Origin of the sequence: Sphingobacterium sp. UBA7038, assembly GCF_002494055.1 — a bacterium.
Taxonomy (GTDB): Bacteria; Bacteroidota; Bacteroidia; order Sphingobacteriales; family Sphingobacteriaceae; genus Sphingobacterium; species Sphingobacterium multivorum.
Genome location: NZ_DLAV01000023.1, coordinates 61,066 through 80,208 on the forward strand (window position 1 = coordinate 61,066; position 19,143 = coordinate 80,208).

Sequence of the window (19,143 nt, forward strand, 5' to 3'; positions counted from 1 at the left end):
TAAAGTAAATAAACATTTGAGCAACAAAAAGATAACTTCCAAACAAACAGCATAACACGTATTTTTAATAAAGCAAAATTTAAAAAATGCGTAGACCCCATGCTCTTGTGTTGGCTTTCTTTTCGTTGATCTTTTCCTCTTGTGAAAAGGATCCACCACTTCACGAACCCGGCTCAAATGAAACCATCAACCAGTGGACATTAGACCAAATGAAACGCTACTACTACTGGAATTATAAAATTGGATCAACCCAAGATTACCAACAAAGTCCAGATTTATTTTTCAAACATATCCTATACCCCGAAGATCATTTTTCCACTATCTTACAAACCCTAAATAGTGATACCTATGGAAATACGCTAACAAATACTTTTGGGTTCGATATGGTACAACTCCAAACAACAGGTAAAACCATCCAACTGATCACCCAGATTGTTCCCTTCAGCGAAGGAGATTTAATAGGACTCAAAAGGGGAGACAGCATAAGCCACATCAACAACGAGCCTATCGACCAGAGCAACCTGAAATCGCTACTAAGCAAATCCTTGATTTTACCGGCAATGCATTTGACGCGAAACGATGGCAAAATCTTTCATCTGCCTTCTTCCTATATTTCCCAGCCTGTCCTCTATACCGCTAAACTCATCTCCTCCTCCCCCACGGTAGGCTATATATTTTTAAGTCAATTTGACTTTAGTGGGGCATATTCATTATTGGAAGCGGTCCAAAATTTCAAGTCCCAACAGGTACAAGAACTTATTGTCGATTTACGTTATAACCCCGGTGGACAGGTTGCTTTCGCCTCATTTTGCGCACTCTTATTGGCAGACATCAAGGAAAACGACATTTTTGCCAAATACCAAGGCAACAAAAATATCAAAAATAGAGAAGACAGCTTCGCAGCAGCACTGCAAGGTCAGCCCGATGGCTATTCATTTTCAGCAAAAGATGTTCTAAAACAAGGTTTACATTTAAAAAGAATTTTTATACTCACAGGGCCAAACACGGCATCTGCGTCCGAAATGTTAATTAATGGATTACATCCCTATGTACAGGTTGTACAGGTTGGCGATAAAACCTATGGAAAAGATATGGCATCGACCACACTATCTACACCTGAGGAAATTCATGGCACTGAACGTGCTTGGCATTTGATTCCCATGATCTATAAAATATACAATAAAATGGGACAAGGAGATTATAGCAACGGAATTACTCCTTCTATCAAGATCGACGAATTTGCCTTTTTACCTTTACCCCCAATAGGTGACACCAGAGATCCATTGATCCGGGAAGTGTTACGAACAATTCGTGATAAAAACACCAGAGTCAAGGGCACTATCAATACAACAGAAAAGACGAACATTTTATCCCCCAAATATAGAGGAAGTACTTATCAGGTAATACCTATCGAAGTGAGTACAGAGGATAAGACCGAAAAATAATTTTATCAGTGTGCACAAGAATTTAATGAGGTGATGATCATACGTAGATCGGCTCCAGTCTGTCCATTTTTGGCTAATTTGCGAAGAGAAGGAGACAAGATTTTCGAACGAATGGTTCGCTCCTTCGATTCATAGTCCTGTACGATGTCTTCCAGCTGCTGCAACTGTTCCAAATATTGCCGATAAAGTTCATTCAGCTCCGCCATTTCATTCCTTAAGGATAGCAGCGCAGCCGCATCAACGGACTGATCTACATCTCCCTGAATTTTCAGGGAGATAGCAAATAAATTACGATGTTTTATAGCATTGATGCCTTTCATAATGACTATTTTTTTGAATTAATGGTTTACCATTGATGTAAGTGTTGACGGGTATCTGTGTTTGTTTTGTAATGAGTTTTATTTCTGTAGCCAGATATTATCCAAACCATAGCCTATCCCTCCAATTTCTGAGAATGCATCAACATCAAAATATGCATCGGATTCTTTTTGAGGGAGATATACAATACCGATATCTACCGAAAAATTAAAAAACAAAAAGACTTTTTGTCCATCTATAAGGATCGGTTTTAAATCCTTATCTAATACTTGCGCCTTTGGCACAAAAGTAGCGTCAATCGGTATTTTGATAAATTCTTCGGGAATTTTATCTGATATCAAGTCGGTAATCAGGATTGGATTTTCGTCATACTTGACCATATCCATTCCCCAACTTTCATCATAGACAGGCTTACCTTGATAAACCGCCAATCGAATTGGCTCACCATTAGGTGAAATTGTTTTATTATAATTTAAGATCTTTACTTGCCTCACACCCGGAATCGATTCAACATCATCTCCCAAGGGATTTGGCCCAACAACGAGTGACGGATCAATGGGACTTTTACTATGTACACCAAAGGTATTTAATCCTGATTTGAGCGGAAGCCGTTGCTCTAGGACGACCTGATCATTACTATTATATGCAACGACCGATGAAGAATCGGCATCTTTATTTCGTATAAAAATAAAATTAGCATCGTTTGGATTAGCAACTTTTCCATCTATCGTTACTCTTTTTACATCCACCGACGCAGTGCTATAGGATCTAAAAGCAATCCGGGCCAATTCTTCAGTTTCTACAATAGGTTCACCTTTTTGACAGGAAGACAATAGGGATCCAATCCAAAGGGCTATAAAACAGAGAAATAAATTTTTAATCATCTATAAAGGATAAAGAAGTGAGCCATTGCATGGCTCACTCAATTAAATAATCAATATTAATAAGTTTTTGGAGCAAATTGAGTCCAGTTTGCAGTCCAAGGAGCAGTTGTCGGATGGAATGCACCTTTATAAGTTGTACTTCCATCACCATATGCAGGTGAAGTTGACAATGGTCTTAAAAAAGCAGGATTAAATGTAGATGTTGTTGGATAAAAAATATTAACACCACCTGCTAGCTTTAAATAAGCAGCAGCATCCGTTGAAACATTTGTTTGATTTCCAGCTGGTGTTGCACCACTGAATGCTGCTGTATACGCATGTACAACATTACCTGTAAAAGTACCTGTTGCACCATCCTGAAATGCAGCACCTGTGGCATAACCTGCGATAATCGAATTTTGAATATCATACTGTGAAGCTCTTCTCCAACGGTTACCAAATTTCAGCTTAGTCGTAGCTACACTAGCATCTTTAATACCCAAGAATGTGAAATTTTTCAATACCGGACGAGTCTTAGGTGTCGCTGCATATGGTGCTGTACCTTCGTTATCCGACTCCAAACCGTTTGAATCCGAGCTACCGCTTGATGTGCTATTTGTTGAATTAGGATCCTTTAATGATAAGGCATATTGAATTGTTCCAGTGTATCCATGATCGAAATCAAAGTCATCATCGTCATTCGATAATGCAACCAAGTACTTCGCATTTACAGTACCTCCGAAGAATTCGAAGCCATCATCTTTACCCCAGGATACTTGAATGTTTTCTAGGGTAGTTCCGCTACCAACACCACCTAGCGTTAATCCATTGATTTCATTGTTATCGTTCAAGTTGTAACCGGCAAATTCAATACGCACATATTTCAATGAACCTGAATTGTCTGCTGGACTAGAACCACCATAAGATACATCTGTTCCTATTGGTTGCGGTAATCCTTCGATTTTTGTTGTCGCAGGCTGGTTTGTTGTTGCTGATCCCAATATGATCAATCCACCGAAATCGCCAGGATTGCGGGATCCAGATGCATTCGGAGAAGTAAACACGATAGGCGATGCAGCAGTACCATTAGCGATCAATTTCGCTGTTTTTGGAACAACTAATACTCCCTTAATATCGTGTGTTTTTCCAGAGACATTATCAGTGTAGGCTTTAGTATTACCAGAAGTAATGTAAGTACCCGCTTGAATTGTCAATGTCGCACCCGGTTTTACGAAAGCAACTCCATCAATTTTCCATACGGTATCTGCAGAAAGCGTAGTTTTAGTAATAATACCGGCAGCATCTGTTGGGATCGTTGCCTGAGGTTTGTTTGGCAAACCAGCATTCAAATCTGAATTAGGTCCTACGTTGTCTTTGTTACAAGAAGCTAATGCGATTGCGCATACGCTTGCTACTGTTAAGATTTTTTTCATTTTGTGTTAAATAATTACTAGCTTTGCCATCACAAGATCATTTTTTAGACTATGCATCCCTATGGGATAGCATTTCATAAGGTTGCATAGTTGTTTTCAATCACCCGTTTTCTGTATTTTTCTATTTTACTTCCCTGTTGTGCGACTTGGACAAACCCGGAACTTATGTACATTATTGAGGAGTGATATGAAACTGCCTCGCGCAGATAGTTTTATCTTATTAAAAATTGTATGTCAATGAAAGATTAAATCTTCTCCCTTCTTTTTTTCGATAGGTTATAATATCCCCATCAGCTTTATTGTATCTATTGTCCCCTTTAAATTTTTTGATTGTATAAATTCCATTTTCATTTCCGACACTGTATCCCTCTGTATTCTGATAATAGCGAGTCCAATCATCTAATAGGTTCGCCATATTCAACTTAGCTTCTAATTTATTGTTGAGAAAACGTTTATATATCTGCAGGTCCAGTTGCTTAGGCGCTAATTCATATTCCACTCTATTGGGATCAATGGAAGTAATATTCGTTCTGTATCCTCTATGGTTATAACTAACCGTCGTTCCGAATGAATTTCCCCAATAGCCAATTCCCAAATTCAACAACCATGGTGATTGACCGATCAAAGGACGATCCTGACCGGGAGAACGATCTTTAATCCGCTCAGGCAACTCCTTTCCGTCAACAATCTTATACTTCCACGAACTCAATACATTTACTTTGGAGCTTAAAAGCGTTGCATTCGCTGAGATAAAAAAATTTGTTAACCAATCTTTATCACCTATAAAACTTAAATTTTTACGAATTTCAAATTCTAACCCATTATTTTTAGCAGATTCCATATTATTAAAGACATAATAGGCCCCACCCGTAAATGATTCATCTTCGACCAGTTCAATGGGTTTATCCAGATATTTATAAAATCCCGTTAATGATATAATTTCTCCCGGACTTGGGTACCATTCCAACCGCAGATCTACATTATCAATAAAGGTCGATTCCACATTATCCCCTGAAATAATCGCATCCAGTTCAAAGTCATAAAATCCAAAAAAACCTGTTTCTCGAAAATCTGGACGGATTGCAGTTTTTGAATAGCTACCTCGAACATTAAAGGTATTAGTAACACTATAAGTGGCATTAATGGATGGTAAAAATTTCCAATTATTTTCACGCACAAGCAATTTATATGCTATAAATTTATTTTTGTCATCATTCGGATCACCATTCTGTTTTCTAAACATTTCGTCCTGACGATTTTTTAGGTTATAATATTCAGCACGAACACCATACACCAAGCGCAATTTATTCCATAATTTCTGATCCAACATAAAATATCCTGCGTGCGATTGCATACTTCCGTCATATACATTTCCGCCAATAAGCTCGGGATAATAATAAGCCTGACCAATGCCGTTGCCAATATTTTCCGACGAAAACAACACATCATAAGGCGCTTCGATAGCAGGTGCTGCGGTTGACGGATCATTAGGCATATAGGAACGCGTAAAGGGCAACAAACGAAATATGGATAAATCTCGCTTCTTAGACCAGCCCTGATAACCAACTTTAACCAAAGTACTGACAGATCGTCCTTCTCCAAAAATGCGGGAAAATGCCATTGCCCAATTATAATCATCCTCATTGATCTGTGTCCACATACGGGAATCTTTTCCCAGCACAGATGAATTTGACCATCCTGAAAGATTTAACAAATTTGGAGTCTGAAATAGATGTTGATCATCGAATACAGTAGTCAATCTATATCTCAATTTCCGCTCATCTAAAATCTGTTGTTTGATTTTATTATAGGCAAACATGCCTTCCGCTTTAATTTTCCAAGGCAATTTATATTCGCCGCTTAATTGATGCTGTTGTAAAGACATTGCTTCAGGCAGCTGATACTGATTTTTTGTTGGAGCATTACTTAGGTCTGCAAAGGCCGCTCGAATATTTTCATTATAGGAGTTGTTATAAGTACGGGCATATATATTTTTGAATGCGAGCTTAAAATCCTGCCCTTGTAACCCAAAATTCGCAACTAACCCACTACTACTATTAAAACGATAAGAAGTACCCGCTCCATTTAAACCGACTCCTGTACTGTCAATATAGTGTGCTCCATTAATAGCGGATCCTCTCACATTATTGAAGGCTACAATATTTTGTTCATTTCGAATATTCGCAGAAGCAGAGAAACCAAACAATAATCCATTTGAAAGATTATATCGTCGCCCCAATGCAAACCGAAAATTTTGGTTGGGATTGGCTTTATAACGATATAGTTTCATAGCGTCTGCATTGACCTGTTTAGATTGGGATATTGCATCAATGTCATTATACTTGACATCTGAACCCGGCATTAAAAATTCTTCATTTAACTTTGGATCGTCCAGTACATACCCAGGGGGGGCATCCAGACGTCGGGCTTCACCATTCCAATACCAAGGCAATATCCCCTCAGGTTGTTTTGAAGAAGAATGATTAAAACCAAAAAATTCCGATGCTTTCCGCTCCCCCAGCCGATAAAAGTCTTTGCCAGTTGTGCGGGAATTACCACCTATCCCATATTGTATTGTCGTAAAATTCTTCTCCGGAATATCCAATGTATTTACCGAAACCTGTCCGCCAGAAAATTCAGCGGATACATCCGGTGTTGCCGTTTTATTGACCACCACCGAGCTCACCATTTCTGTCGGTATAATATCAAAGGAAAAATCCCGTCTATTCTGCGAAGTACTCGGAATCACCACACCGTCCAACATGGCCTGATTGTAGCGGTCGGACATCCCCCGCACAATGACGTTCCGGTTATTAACAGTGGTCAATCCGGTAACACGTTTTAAAACCTGCCCCATATCATTGTCCGGTGTACGTGCGATCTGTTCGGCGGATATTCCGTCCGTCACCGACGCTGCGTTTTTTTGCGCCGCATAAAGACCGGCTACGGAAGCTTTTTTAAACGATACATTGACAACTGCCGTCTCTAGCGCATTTACCTGCGTCTTCATGGCAATGTTTAACCCTGTCCGTTGTCCGGACTGTATTTTGACCCCTTCAATACGTTGGGTCTGGTAAGAGAGGTAACTGACTTCCAATATGTAGGTTCCCGGTTCAGCATTCAAAAGATAGCTCCCATCGATACCGCTCTGTGTTGATTTATTGGTACCGATCAGTTTGATGCTGGCATTAGCCAAAGGCTGACCGCGATCATCAATAACTTTACCTGAAATATACCCATTCTGCTGTACCGGTTTTTCGACTAATGTAATATAGACACTGTTGTCTTGAGCCATTAGGTCAGTCTCCCTGAGCAGATAACGCATGACATCGCGGACACTACTACTTTTAAAAATTTTGGCATTTACCTTTTTCTTTGCCAGATTATATTTCGCTGCATCGAAAGCGATATGTATATTTTCGGATTCCAAACGCTCGAAAGCCGCCGGAATATTAGATTCACTAAAAGAAACTGTAATCTTTTTATTGAGTAACTGCCCGTATGCGCCCGAAGCTAAGAGCATTTCGGCCGACACGATCGAAAGAAATAGACCTACCAACGATGTCCTTATCATAAACTTAATATCGTTTTGCGTAACGTATTGCTTAAATTTCATAAATTTGTATGCGTATATAATATCTCTTAAGTTGTTGTATATGTTATTTATACCATCTCCAAATGGTACATGATGCAGAGTTGACGATGGCCGTCGTCAGCTCTCTTTTTTTATTCCCGAATTAGTAAATATGCACTATCCTGCCCTCCTTCCTTGATTTGTTGTGATGAATTGCTTTGATACTTTCCAGGGTTGCCGTCCAGGACAGCTGCTTTGATATCGGCATACTATACCGTTGTTGGGCAATCCGCTGATCGTCAGTTTTAATATCCACATCATAGATACTTTTGACCGCCAGTGCCAATTCTGCAAAACTGCTTTGCTTAAGATAAACTCTTCCCTCAATCCAGCTATTCCGTGTCGTCAGATCAAAAGTCTCCTGCTGGCTATTGTGGTTATTTTTGGTATAACGGATCTGTTCGCCGCGGGTCAGCACACCCAGCGGATTGCTATTGGCAGTAACCTGCACTTTACCTGTAAATACGGACACCGATATCTCATCCAATTCCGCATAGTTTTTCACGGTAAAGGAGGTCCCCAGCACCCTTGTCTGTATTTGTCGGGCATTCACCACAAAAGCTTTTGAGGAATCTTTCTTGATCTCAAAATAGGCCTCTCCAGCCATAAGCTCCACAACTCGATCACGCCTATTGTAAGAGACGGTATCCAATTTAATTTTGGAATATGCGTTCATTATAACGGTTGATCCGTCGGCCAAAAATATCCGCTTACGTTGTGAGGCCCCTGTTTCAAAAATCCGGTAACCGGGTTTTAAATTCGCTTCTCTTTGGGAGAAATTCAGATCATGCTGTTTTGTCCAAAATAAAACGCTAACACATAACAGTAGACTTGCTGCAACCGTTCCGCTCCAGTAGATTATGCTCCGACCCACTGATTTTTTAGACGCAGTACTTCCAATACGTTGCTGTATATTATTCCATAATCGAACCTCATCTACCTCTCCTTCAGAAAGTTCTTCCCGATCAAGCGTATCATACCAGCGATCAATCAGGGACCTCTCAGCCTTGTTCGCATTATTATGCTGGTATCTATAGATTAAGGATTCAAAAATTCTTCTTTTCACTTTTTATGCCTGCTGTTTATATACAAGTCCGCAAAAAAGCCTCAAAGTACTTCAAGAAATAGTTAATGTTGTATGAAAGAATTGTTAAAGGATCAAAGTTCAGAAAATAGGAATATGGCAAGGTGGGTAAGCTACTTAGCGAGCTCGTCTATAATAAAGACCAAAAGAAGGCTAAAACTACCGTTTTGAACATGTTGATAGCCCAAAATAGCTTTCCGTAATCGTTTGGATGCTTCCGTAAGATTATTTTTGACCGTTTGCTCAGACAGCCCCATACGCATGGCTATCTCTCGAATGGATAAATGTTCCCATTTCAATAAAAGCGCTTGCCGCATATTCTGTGGCATAATTTCCAGCTCTTCCTCCAACAACTTCTCAAGGGCTAAATACGTATTGAGATCCTCTGGATGCTGCTGCACATAGTCGAATATATGTTTACTCCAGTGCTCCAACAATCTGTCTTTGGCTTTATTGGAATTAAAGAAATCTATAATTTTATATTTGAGCATCCCTTTCAAATAGGCTGGAAGATTCATTTGGATGTCGATTGTATGCCGCCTTTCCCAAAATTGGACAAACAGCTCCTGTAGAATATCCTCCACATCCTGTCGGTCTAGGATCCGACGGGCAGCGTGCTGATAAAGATCTTTCCAGCAATAGCGATACAATTCCTCATAAGCAGAAGTATCGTTAAACTCTTTAATAGCTTGTAGCCAACGCTGATGTACAACTGGTCCTTGATTCATGCTAATACCAAAATTAAGGTTGAGATATTAAGTTTCTATTAATAAATGAATAAAGAAACTGTAGGTATATAAAATAGTTTCACATTCGAAATAATACTTTTCAAAGTGAGCTAAATCTATATAACAGCGCTCAATTTATTATCACCTGGTATAAAAGAATCAGATTCCCTTAAAAATCAATTATTTAAATTATTTGTTTATTCCAATATTATTCTTACCTTTGCAACGCCTTAGGCAATAGTGCCTATTGTATAAAATATTTCATGAACCCATTTTTAGAACTGGGAATCCGTGAGGAAGTTGTTAATGCCATCTCAGAATTAGGTTTCGAAAAACCTTCTGAAATTCAGGAAAAAGCCATTCCTGTTTTATTGACTGGTAACGACGATTTTGTCGGATTAGCCCAAACTGGCACAGGAAAGACCGCGGCATTTGGTCTTCCATTATTAGAGCAATTAGACTTTTCTCAAAAACACCCACAGGCATTAATTCTTTGCCCTACTCGGGAATTATGTTTACAAATCTCAAAAGATTTAGAAAAATTTGCTAAATACGTTGACAACGTACATGTTGTTGCTGTATATGGAGGTGCAAATATCTCAGACCAGCTACGTCAAATTAGACGTGGAGTGCAAATTGTAGTAGCGACCCCAGGTCGTATGTTGGATATCATCGGCAGAAATGCGATTGATTTTTCAAATGTAAAATATGTTGTATTGGATGAAGCGGATGAGATGCTCAATATGGGCTTCAAAGAAGACATCAACAACATTTTGTCAGAAACTCCTGACGAGAAAAAAACTTGGTTATTTTCGGCGACAATGCCTTCTGAGGTACGTCGTATCGCAAAGAATTATATGACCGATCCAGTTGAGCTTACTGTAGGTACAAAAAACACCGGTAATGCCAACATTGAACACCACTATTATTTGATCAAAGCAAAAGATAAATATGCTGCGTTCAAACGTATTGTGGATTCAAACCCTGATATCTTTGGTATCGTATTTTGTCGTACAAAAATCGAAACACAGGATATCGCTGAAGCGTTGATCAAAGATGGTTACAATGCAGATTCATTGCATGGTGACTTATCACAACAACAACGTGATAAAGTAATGAAACGTTACCGTGACCGTAGTTTACAATTATTGATCGCAACAGACGTAGCCGCTCGTGGTATTGATGTAAGTGATGTAACTCACGTTATTAACTTCTCTTTACCTGATGAAACAGAAAACTATACACACCGTTCAGGCCGTACAGCCCGTGCAGGTAAAACTGGTATTTCACTTTCTTTGGTAAACGTAAAAGAGCTAAGCAAAATCCGTCATCTTGAAAAGATCATCGGTAAGCCTTTTGAGAAAAAACAAGTACCTCAAGGTGCTGAAGTTTGCGAAAAACAATTATTTTCTATCGTTAAAAAGATTGAAAATGTTGAAGTAAACGACGAACAAATCAGCCCATTCTTGCCTGCAATTATGGAAAATTTGGAGTCACTTTCAAAAGAAGATATCATCAAAAGATTCGCTTCTCTTGAGTTCAACCGTTTCTTGGATTATTACAAAAATGCACCTGATTTAAATATCGAAGCGCGTGACGGTGGTCGTGAAGACCGCGGTGATAGACGTGATGGTCGTTCACGTGAAGGTTCAAAAGGCTACACGCGTTTATTTATGAATTTAGGTTCAGTAGATGAATTCTCTCGTGGAGATATGTTGGGCTTCATCTGTAACAATGCGAATATTTCAGGAAAATCAATCGGTAAAATTGATTTGAAAGGCGTGTTCACATTCTTCGAAGTTCAAGATGCAGAAGTAGAAAAAGTATTCCAAGGATTCCAAGGTGTAGATTACAACGGTCGTCAAGTACGTATCGAAGTATCTGGTGAAGCAAGAGGTGAAGGTCGTAGCGACCGTGGCGGAAGAAGCCGTGGTGGTGATCGTGGCGGAAGACGTGAAGGTGGATACCGTGGTGGTGATCGCGGTGGAAGACGTGAAGGTGGATATGGTGGCGGCGAACGCAGCGGAAGACGTGAAGGCGGATTCAGTGGTGAGCGTCGTGATCGTGGCGAGCGCAGCGGCAATGGCGGCGGCTTCCGTGATTTCTCTGGAAAACGTAAAGAATCAAAAAGCAAATACTAATCATTAGTACTTAGCATAAGAGTTAAAGACTCTGGTACAAAAGCGATCAGCTTGAGATGCCAGAGTCTTTTCTTTTATTTCCCCTCCTAACAGTACAGGCACTAATATCTCCTGCCAATATAATAGTCTCTATAAAAAAGCGTAAATTAGCTGTATTATACGAACTGGACTTCTAACATGCCAATAGTAGCAACAAGATTATTTGATTTAGCATACTTGCAATATAGTATTGCCCCGGATTTCCCAATGTTTTCTTTCAGAAAAGATAACGAATGGGTACAAGTAAGCAATACTCAATTTATTGAACAGATCAACGAGACATCTAAAGGTTTGATCGCATTAGGCGTTCAGCCTGGAGAGAAAGTAGCATTAATTAGTGAGAACCGCATCGAGTGGAATATCCTTGATTTTGCCATTCAACAAATTGGAGCTGTAGTAGTCGCCATCTACCCTAATATTTCAACCTTAGATTACACGTATATCTTCAATCATGCCGAAATCAGGAAGTGTATTGTTAGTTCAAAGACACTATACACAAAGATATTAACGATACAAGATAATTGTCCGCAACTAAATGCTATTTACAGTCTAGACAAAGAGGATGGTCTAAACCATTGGCATGACTTCGTTTCCAAGGGCGAGATCATTACAGATGAAACGCTAAACCAACTACGTGATGGTATAAAAACCGATACATTGGCGTCCATCATTTACACCTCTGGCACAACAGGAAATCCCAAAGGTGTTATGTTGTCTCATAAAAATTTATTGGCAGATACGTTGAGTAGTGAATATTCCTTTCCTGTCGAACGAGGTGATCGTGCCCTCTCCTTTCTTCCAGTTTGTCATGCCTATGAACGCGTATTCCAATATGTATATATGTACAAAGGTTTGACAATCTTCTTTGCTCAATCGATGGATACGATAGGTGAAGATTTTAAATCCGTTAAACCACATATTTTTTCCGCTGTACCTCGTGTATTGGAGAAAGTTTATGAGAAGATTATGGCTACAGGAGAGCAATTAACAGGAGTCAAGCGTAAGCTATTCTTCTGGTCCTTGAGCGTCGGCGAACAATACAAACTGGAGGGACGTACATGGTGGTATGACTTTCAACTGAACATTGCCCGTAAATTAGTTTTTTCAAAATGGCGCGAAGCATTAGGTGGTGACATCAAAGGGATTGCCTCCGGGAGTGCTGCTTTACAGGAAAGATTAATCCGTCTGTATATGGCAGCAGGGATTCCAATATATGAAGGTTATGGCCTCACTGAGGCGGGACCATGTATCGCTGTAAACTGCTATAAACGAGGTATGAAAATTGGTACTGTAGGCTTACCGTTAATTCATATCGAAATAAAGCTTGCTAACGATGGAGAAATATTGACTAAAGGCGAGAATAATATGATTGGCTATTATAAAAATCCAGAGGCAACAGCAGAAGCGATCAAGGATGGCTGGCTTTATACTGGGGACATTGGCCAATGGGTAGACGGTAAATTTCTTAAAATTATAGACCGAAAGAAAGAGATGTTCAAGACTTCTGGAGGAAAATATATCGTTCCGCAGCAGATCGAATCTAAACTGGTCGAATCTTCATTTATCGAACAGGCTATGGTACTTGGAGAAGGCCGCAAATTTCCTGCGGCGTTGATTGTTCCCAACTATAATAATCTTCTAGAATGGTCAAGAAGTGCTTTTCCCGCCCTTGCCAATCTTTCTAGACTAGATTTTCTAAATAGCCCAGAACTGAAACAGAAAATGGGATCGGAACTCAACCGTATTAATCAAAATTTTGGCAGCTGGGAACAGATCAAGAAGTTCATCATAGTTCCCGACGAAATGACCGTTGAAACCGGTGAATTGACACCGACGTTAAAAATGAAAAGAAAAGTTATCTTGCAAAAATACGAACAAGAGATTGAAGATATTTATCAAAACTAGTCTACAAAAAAGCCTTTGTTTTTGACAAAGGCTTTTTTGTAATCAACTAAATTATATTCTTTATTTTTTAACAATCCGTTGGCGAATCGCTTCATAGATAACAACTGCAGCTGAAACAGATACATTTAATGAGCTTATTTCACCGTACATTGGTATCTTGGCGAGATTGTCTGCAATACGGATTAGATCATTGGAAACACCAACATCTTCTGCTCCCATAATCACACAAGTTGGCCCCGTATAATCTACATCGTAGATACTCGAGGTTGTTTTTTCTGTACTGGCAACTAACTGCACACCTGAATCAATCAAAAATTTTCCAACTTTTGACAGGCTATCATGGCGACAGACAGGGATTTTATAGAGGGCCCCAGCAGATGTCTTAATCGCATCAGGATTAACCTCAGCTGACCCCTTTTTAGGAACAATGATGGCATGTACTCCCGAACATTCAGCAGTCCGTGCAATGGCTCCCAAATTGCGCACATCAGTCACTCCATCCAACATTAGAAGTAAGGGAGTTTCACCTTTTTCATAAATCTGAGGGAGAAGTTCCTCTATATCATGATAGGTAATTGGAGAAATAACTGCAATTACACCTTGATGATTTTTACGTGTTATCCGGTTTAATTTTTCAATTGGCACCTGTTGAGAAGCGATATTATGTTCCTTTAACAAGGTTTTCAATTCTAGAATCAAACTACCGCTCAAACCACGTTGTATAAATAATGACTCGATCTCTTTACCACTATCGATTGCTTCGATGACAGCACGAATACCAAATACCATCTGATTCACTTCACGTCTTTCCCCGTGGTCGCGATCACGTCTCTGAAAATTTCCTTGCATAATAAATACTAAATATCTGCCTCTTCACAGAAGAGTTTGCAAATGTACAAAAATAAAAATAATTAGCGTGTTTGAATTAGCTTAGTCCCAAGTTAAACTCCTTCCGCAAAGTATCTAAGAGCGGATTTTTATTGACCATAGCTTGATACTTCTCTTGAGAAGTATAGGGTTTGCGTGAAATTGTATGTTCCATCATTACCCCCTGCAGGTCCAGTGAAAAATTCTGAAGTTTCACACGCAGGTAGTTCAGCACATCAACCTTCGCACTTTGCAATACATCCATCTGAACACCATTTTCGACATCAATTTCAATCAATACCCCATTTAAGCGGGGTTGCATAGCAGTCATCATGGTATACAAGTTAATCTTGTTTTCTGCTTTCAGCTGTTCGGCATAACTATTCCAAACAGCAATAAATTGGCCGAATGAAACATCACGTTGTTCGCTTCCACGTATTAATTCAGGTTCATCACCTTCTTTGGCAACCGCATTGTTATCGTATATGGTATTCAAATCCGGCAAAGACGGAATAATTGCTGCAGTAGATGCTCCCCAGCCCCCTTTTTTTACTTTAGGAGGCACATTGGAAATAATATCTTTTTTCACCTCTTCCTTTGTCTCGGAAGCCTGATAATTTACGGGCTTAGCTTGTGGATGCGGTGTCACCTGATTTTCAACGACAGGAGCATTCGCTGGAGAAGTCGCTTGCGGATTAAGGCCTACCGAGCTTTGTTGTGGTTGTCCTACTACTGGCTCAGGAAGTTTTTTTTTTACACCCTCGGTTGCCGAAGGAATCTGTATGGATCCTAGCTGGCTCAATTTAATTGCACTTGCAATATGACATGTCTTGAGGAGTGAAAGTTCAACCTGTAAGCGTTGATTTTTACTTGTCTTATAGTTTATTTCACATTGATTGGAAATATTCAATGCAGACAACAAAAATCCTGGAGAGGCTTTTTGGGATTGCTGTAGATACTTTTGACGAATACTATCACTGACTTCCAACAATTTAAGCGTAGTTGGCTCTTTAGCCACCAGTAAATTTCTGAAATGCGCTGATAGACCGGCTATAAAATGGCTACCATCAAATCCGTGATTTAAAATCTCATTGAAAATCAGCAAGGTTTGCGCCGCATCTTCCGTCAAAATAGCGTCTGTTAGCTTAAAATAATAATCATAATCCAAGATGTTCAAATTATCGATTACCGCTTGATAGGTGACATTTTTATTGGAAAAACTGACAATCTGATCGAACATCGACAAAGCATCCCGAAGACCACCATCTGCCTTTTGGGCAATGATATGCAAACCGTCCTGATCATAAGCAATACCTTCTCTATCAGCGATACGAGCTAAATGACTAGCCATATCTTCCACTTTGATCCGATTAAAATCGAAAATCTGACAGCGCGAAAGAATAGTAGGTAAAATCTTATGTTTTTCTGTAGTCGCCAGAATAAAAATGGCATAGGAAGGTGGTTCCTCTAAAGTCTTCAAAAAAGCATTAAAAGCCGCTTGAGAAAGCATATGCACCTCATCTATGATATAGATTTTATACTTTCCAGCCTGCGGTGGGATACGCACTTGATCAATCAAGTTACGGATATCGTCTACGGAATTATTGGATGCCGCATCCAGTTCATGAATACTGAAAGAATTTCCATTTTGGAAAGACTTACAGCTATCACATTCGCCACAAGGTTCGGTGCCTGCTAAAATATTTTCACAATTTATTGTTTTCGCTAAAATACGTGCACAGGTCGTTTTACCCACACCACGGGGACCACAAAACAAAAATGCCTGCGCCAACTGGTTGTTGTGAATCGCATTCTTTAAGGTACCAGTAATGTGTTGCTGACCTACAACCGAATCAAAAGTAATCGGGCGGTATTTACGTGCAGAAACAATAAAATTATCCATTGCACGAAGATACGGATTTTAAAAATGAAAAAGGAGAATCTAAAACCTAAAAATAGATTGTAATTTTTTAATAATAATTCCTTCAATGCACAAAAAAAGCAAATTTTATCGTTAATTTTATATTACTACAATGTTATTAAATTGTTAAGAATTGAAATTAAGGGGAATACATCGGATGTTTTTGACCATGCTAATTTGGTTAACCTGTGCTTCACAACAGCTTTGGGCGCAACATCATGATTTCGATTTTTATGATGGGAAGGTATCCATTGATGTCCCCCCTACCTTTAATATTCCATTCAAAGACAGCTTAACGATAGCTCATGTACAAAAATTCTATCAAATTGCTGATCAAACCGATTATATACAACTTGTAAACAGCTTGCTTGAATACAAAGATGAACATCATTTGAATGATTGGGTCTATTATCAGCTGATTCGTCGCACCGCACAACAGATTGCCCCGAAAGCTGAAAATTATACACGCTATACTTTATATAAATGGTTTTTAATGTGTAAATCGGGTTATGATGCTCGCTTGGCTGTGGGGAATAATCAGATCATATTTTTCATTCAAAACAAAGAAGACATTTCTGATATTCCTTTTTTTGAAATTGACGGAAAGAAGTATACCTGTTTAAATTTTCATGATTATGGGAAACTCTTCCAACGCACAGACATCTATATTCCTGTTAAGATTAAAGTACCAGAAGCTATTGACGATTTTAGTTATAAAATCACAAAATTACCTGATTTTGTACCAACGAATTATAAAGAGAAGCAAATTGAGTTCAATTATGGCCATAAAGCTTACCATTTTAACGTCAAGTTGAATGAAGATATCAGTGATCTTTTTAAAAACTATCCTGGTGTAGATTTCGAAACTTATTTCAATATTCCACTCAGCAAAGAGACTTATCAATCGCTGATTCCTGCACTCAAGGAAAATTTAAAAGGAAAAAATCAGCAGGAAGGTGTCGATTATTTAATGCGCTTTACCCGGTATGCATTCTTGTATGAAAATGACGAAGAGAATTTCGGGTCCGAGAAGCGGCTTTCAGCGGAACAAACACTATTGAATAAATACAGTGACTGTGATGACCGTGTGGCCTTATTTTTTTACTTGGTGAAGGAAATTTATAATTTACCCATGATCACCTTGCTGTATCCAACACATGTAACCATGGCTGTCCAGTTTGAACATCCTATCGGTGACGCTATTTTGTACAATGGAAAATATTATTCTGTATGTGAGCCTACTCCTCAAGCGCAAACACTGGATATAGGTCAATTGTCTGAAGAGCTAAAAAATCAGTCTTATCAGATTGTCTATCATTACGAGCCTAGGTAAAAGTAATAGCAAAAAAATACATTCTTTAAATTATTTCTTCGCTATTTACTTTCACTTTTTAAATCTATGAAAAATATTAATGTGGCATTGGAACTGGATAAGCATAAAATGCAATTTGCCTAACATCCCATAAATCCTCATTAATATTGTCTCTATTGACGCGATATAATTGCATATTCGGAACAGATCTATGAACACAATGATAGACAGGAATAGTACCAGGACGATTTACATTAAATGCATAAAAAGCAATATTTGAACTAGAATGCTTATAAGTAAAGCCTGATGGTGCTGCTGGAGGAGGCTCAATGGCGTTTATAGTGTAGAAGAAAATTTCACTGCCATCTTGAATTAAATTCCCATTTAAATCATATATACGAAATTTATGCTCATAGATTGAAATAGCCCCAGCTTTCTCTATTGACGCCGCTGTAGAATAAGCTAAAAATTGTCTACCAGAAGTATGTCCATCAAAACTATTAATAGGGAAATTTTCATTAGATGAAAGTTTAAAAACATCGTTAAATCCAAATTTAATGTTCTTATATGAAATTAAAAAGAACGGAATAGGATCGGCCAGCGGGGTGATATTAATTGTATAATAGTTAATATTAGTAGAAAGGAAACCTGGTGAATAATTGGGGACCCATGCCCCACTACTATCTTTATATCTATATTTTACACGAATTTGAGCATTTTTCAGTTCTGTCGGAATCTGAACTGTAACTTGGTATCCAGATTTTAAAAAGGGACCATCATAATCTGATGTTGCTATATTTATAACTTTAAGATCTTTTGTTATTCCTGCTAGTTCAGCAAAAACGGTTATCTCCATTTGGACAGATTCATAGCCAGAAGATGTATTAGCTCTTGTAGAGGTAATACTTGCCACAAATTGAGATGTCCCATTATCTGTTACTTTGATCTTTCCATCTTGAAGATAATTTGATAGTACATTAAATGAGTTTAGTTGAGGTGCTGCAAAGGAAATCAAGGTACCAAAAGACAGCCATAAACAAATGATGATTCTTTTCATTATTTTATATTATTTTGAGCCTTGTAGATATTTGCATTATTATATTCCTTTTCGACACGACTATATTTCTCTCGAACTATTGTATTAGGAATAAAAAGTTCCTGAGATAAACTATCATACTTAATTTCACGCTCAGACACATTCAGAGCATATGCAAAAAATTTAACTACCTCGATTTTGTTTTCTAAATTTATGACACCTTTATTAGGCGACTCAATAGTCGCACTATCCTTTGAACAACTTTGATTCAAAAACAATATTAATCCCCCAACCATTGAGAGTTTAATTAAAAAAATTACATTAAGATTCATGTCACAATATTAAATATCATATATTAACAAATAATAAACTAAACAAAAAATTTAAACATAAAACAACACTTGCGTCCTAAACGTT

Annotated in this window: 14 protein-coding genes; 4 read left to right on the top strand and 10 right to left on the bottom strand. The window is 38.5% G+C overall.

Annotation, left to right across the window (positions count from 1 at the left end):
* The first annotated feature begins 86 nt into the window (after positions 1-86).
* On the top strand, positions 87-1,445 hold the full coding sequence (locus B3H30_RS15895; protein ID WP_088160699.1) for a S41 family peptidase: 1,359 nt from the start codon (positions 87-89) through the stop codon (positions 1,443-1,445).
* 5 nt (positions 1,446-1,450) lie between these two features.
* Here B3H30_RS15895 and B3H30_RS15900 read toward each other — a convergent pair whose 3' ends face one another.
* The 6 genes from B3H30_RS15900 to B3H30_RS15925 all read right to left on the bottom strand — a co-directional run bounded on the left by B3H30_RS15900 (position 1,451) and on the right by B3H30_RS15925 (position 9,505).
* Entirely contained in the window at positions 1,451-1,765 is a 315-nt protein-coding gene (locus B3H30_RS15900) for a hypothetical protein (RefSeq protein ID WP_145327588.1), read from the bottom strand.
* Positions 1,766-1,843: 78 nt separating this feature from the next.
* Positions 1,844-2,647: a hypothetical protein gene (locus tag B3H30_RS15905; protein WP_088160697.1), complete on the bottom strand. Its 804-nt coding sequence runs from the start codon at positions 2,645-2,647 to the stop codon at positions 1,844-1,846.
* Between the two features lie 56 nt (positions 2,648-2,703).
* Positions 2,704-4,059, bottom strand: coding sequence for a hypothetical protein (locus tag B3H30_RS15910; protein ID WP_088160696.1), 1,356 nt, complete (start codon positions 4,057-4,059; stop codon positions 2,704-2,706).
* A gap of 220 nt (positions 4,060-4,279) precedes the next feature.
* Complete coding sequence (locus B3H30_RS15915; RefSeq protein ID WP_232475714.1) at positions 4,280-7,633, bottom strand: TonB-dependent receptor; 3,354 nt, start codon at positions 7,631-7,633, stop codon at positions 4,280-4,282.
* A 163-nt stretch (positions 7,634-7,796) separates the two neighbouring features.
* A complete protein-coding gene (locus tag B3H30_RS15920) occupies positions 7,797-8,759 on the bottom strand; it encodes a FecR family protein (protein ID WP_088160694.1) in 963 nt (320 codons plus the stop codon).
* Positions 8,760-8,890: 131 nt separating this feature from the next.
* Positions 8,891-9,505 (bottom strand): RNA polymerase sigma factor, encoded by a 615-nt coding sequence (locus B3H30_RS15925; RefSeq protein WP_088160693.1) that lies wholly within the window; start codon positions 9,503-9,505, stop codon positions 8,891-8,893.
* Between the two features lie 263 nt (positions 9,506-9,768).
* Between B3H30_RS15925 and B3H30_RS15930 the strand changes: the two genes are divergently transcribed.
* Together B3H30_RS15930 and B3H30_RS15935 are read left to right on the top strand one after the other, a co-directional pair.
* Positions 9,769-11,646 carry a DEAD/DEAH box helicase gene (locus B3H30_RS15930; protein ID WP_286834591.1) on the top strand — a complete coding sequence of 626 codons (1,878 nt, stop codon included), beginning with the start codon at positions 9,769-9,771 and terminating at the stop codon, positions 11,644-11,646.
* 177 nt (positions 11,647-11,823) lie between these two features.
* Entirely contained in the window at positions 11,824-13,590 is a 1,767-nt protein-coding gene (locus B3H30_RS15935) for an AMP-dependent synthetase/ligase (protein ID WP_286834593.1), read from the top strand.
* A gap of 60 nt (positions 13,591-13,650) precedes the next feature.
* On the opposite strand, the gene rlmB is transcribed toward B3H30_RS15935, so the two are convergent.
* Both rlmB and B3H30_RS15945 read right to left on the bottom strand, forming a co-directional pair.
* Positions 13,651-14,439, bottom strand: a complete 789-nt coding sequence (gene rlmB / locus B3H30_RS15940) for a 23S rRNA (guanosine(2251)-2'-O)-methyltransferase RlmB (RefSeq protein ID WP_286775029.1) — start codon at positions 14,437-14,439, stop codon at positions 13,651-13,653.
* 76 nt (positions 14,440-14,515) lie between these two features.
* Positions 14,516-16,360 carry a DNA polymerase III subunit gamma/tau gene (locus B3H30_RS15945; RefSeq protein ID WP_286775028.1) on the bottom strand — a complete coding sequence of 615 codons (1,845 nt, stop codon included), beginning with the start codon at positions 16,358-16,360 and terminating at the stop codon, positions 14,516-14,518.
* A gap of 187 nt (positions 16,361-16,547) precedes the next feature.
* On the opposite strand from B3H30_RS15945, the gene B3H30_RS15950 reads away from it, so the two are divergent.
* On the top strand, positions 16,548-17,711 hold the full coding sequence (locus B3H30_RS15950; protein WP_286775027.1) for a hypothetical protein: 1,164 nt from the start codon (positions 16,548-16,550) through the stop codon (positions 17,709-17,711).
* Positions 17,712-17,787: 76 nt separating this feature from the next.
* Here B3H30_RS15950 and B3H30_RS15955 read toward each other — a convergent pair whose 3' ends face one another.
* Positions 17,788-18,747, bottom strand: coding sequence for a hypothetical protein (locus tag B3H30_RS15955; RefSeq protein WP_286775026.1), 960 nt, complete (start codon positions 18,745-18,747; stop codon positions 17,788-17,790).
* Complete coding sequence (locus B3H30_RS15960) at positions 18,747-19,058, bottom strand: hypothetical protein (protein ID WP_286775025.1); 312 nt, start codon at positions 19,056-19,058, stop codon at positions 18,747-18,749. Before B3H30_RS15960 ends, B3H30_RS15955 begins: the two co-directional genes overlap by 1 nt.
* Positions 19,059-19,143: the final 85 nt, after the last annotated feature.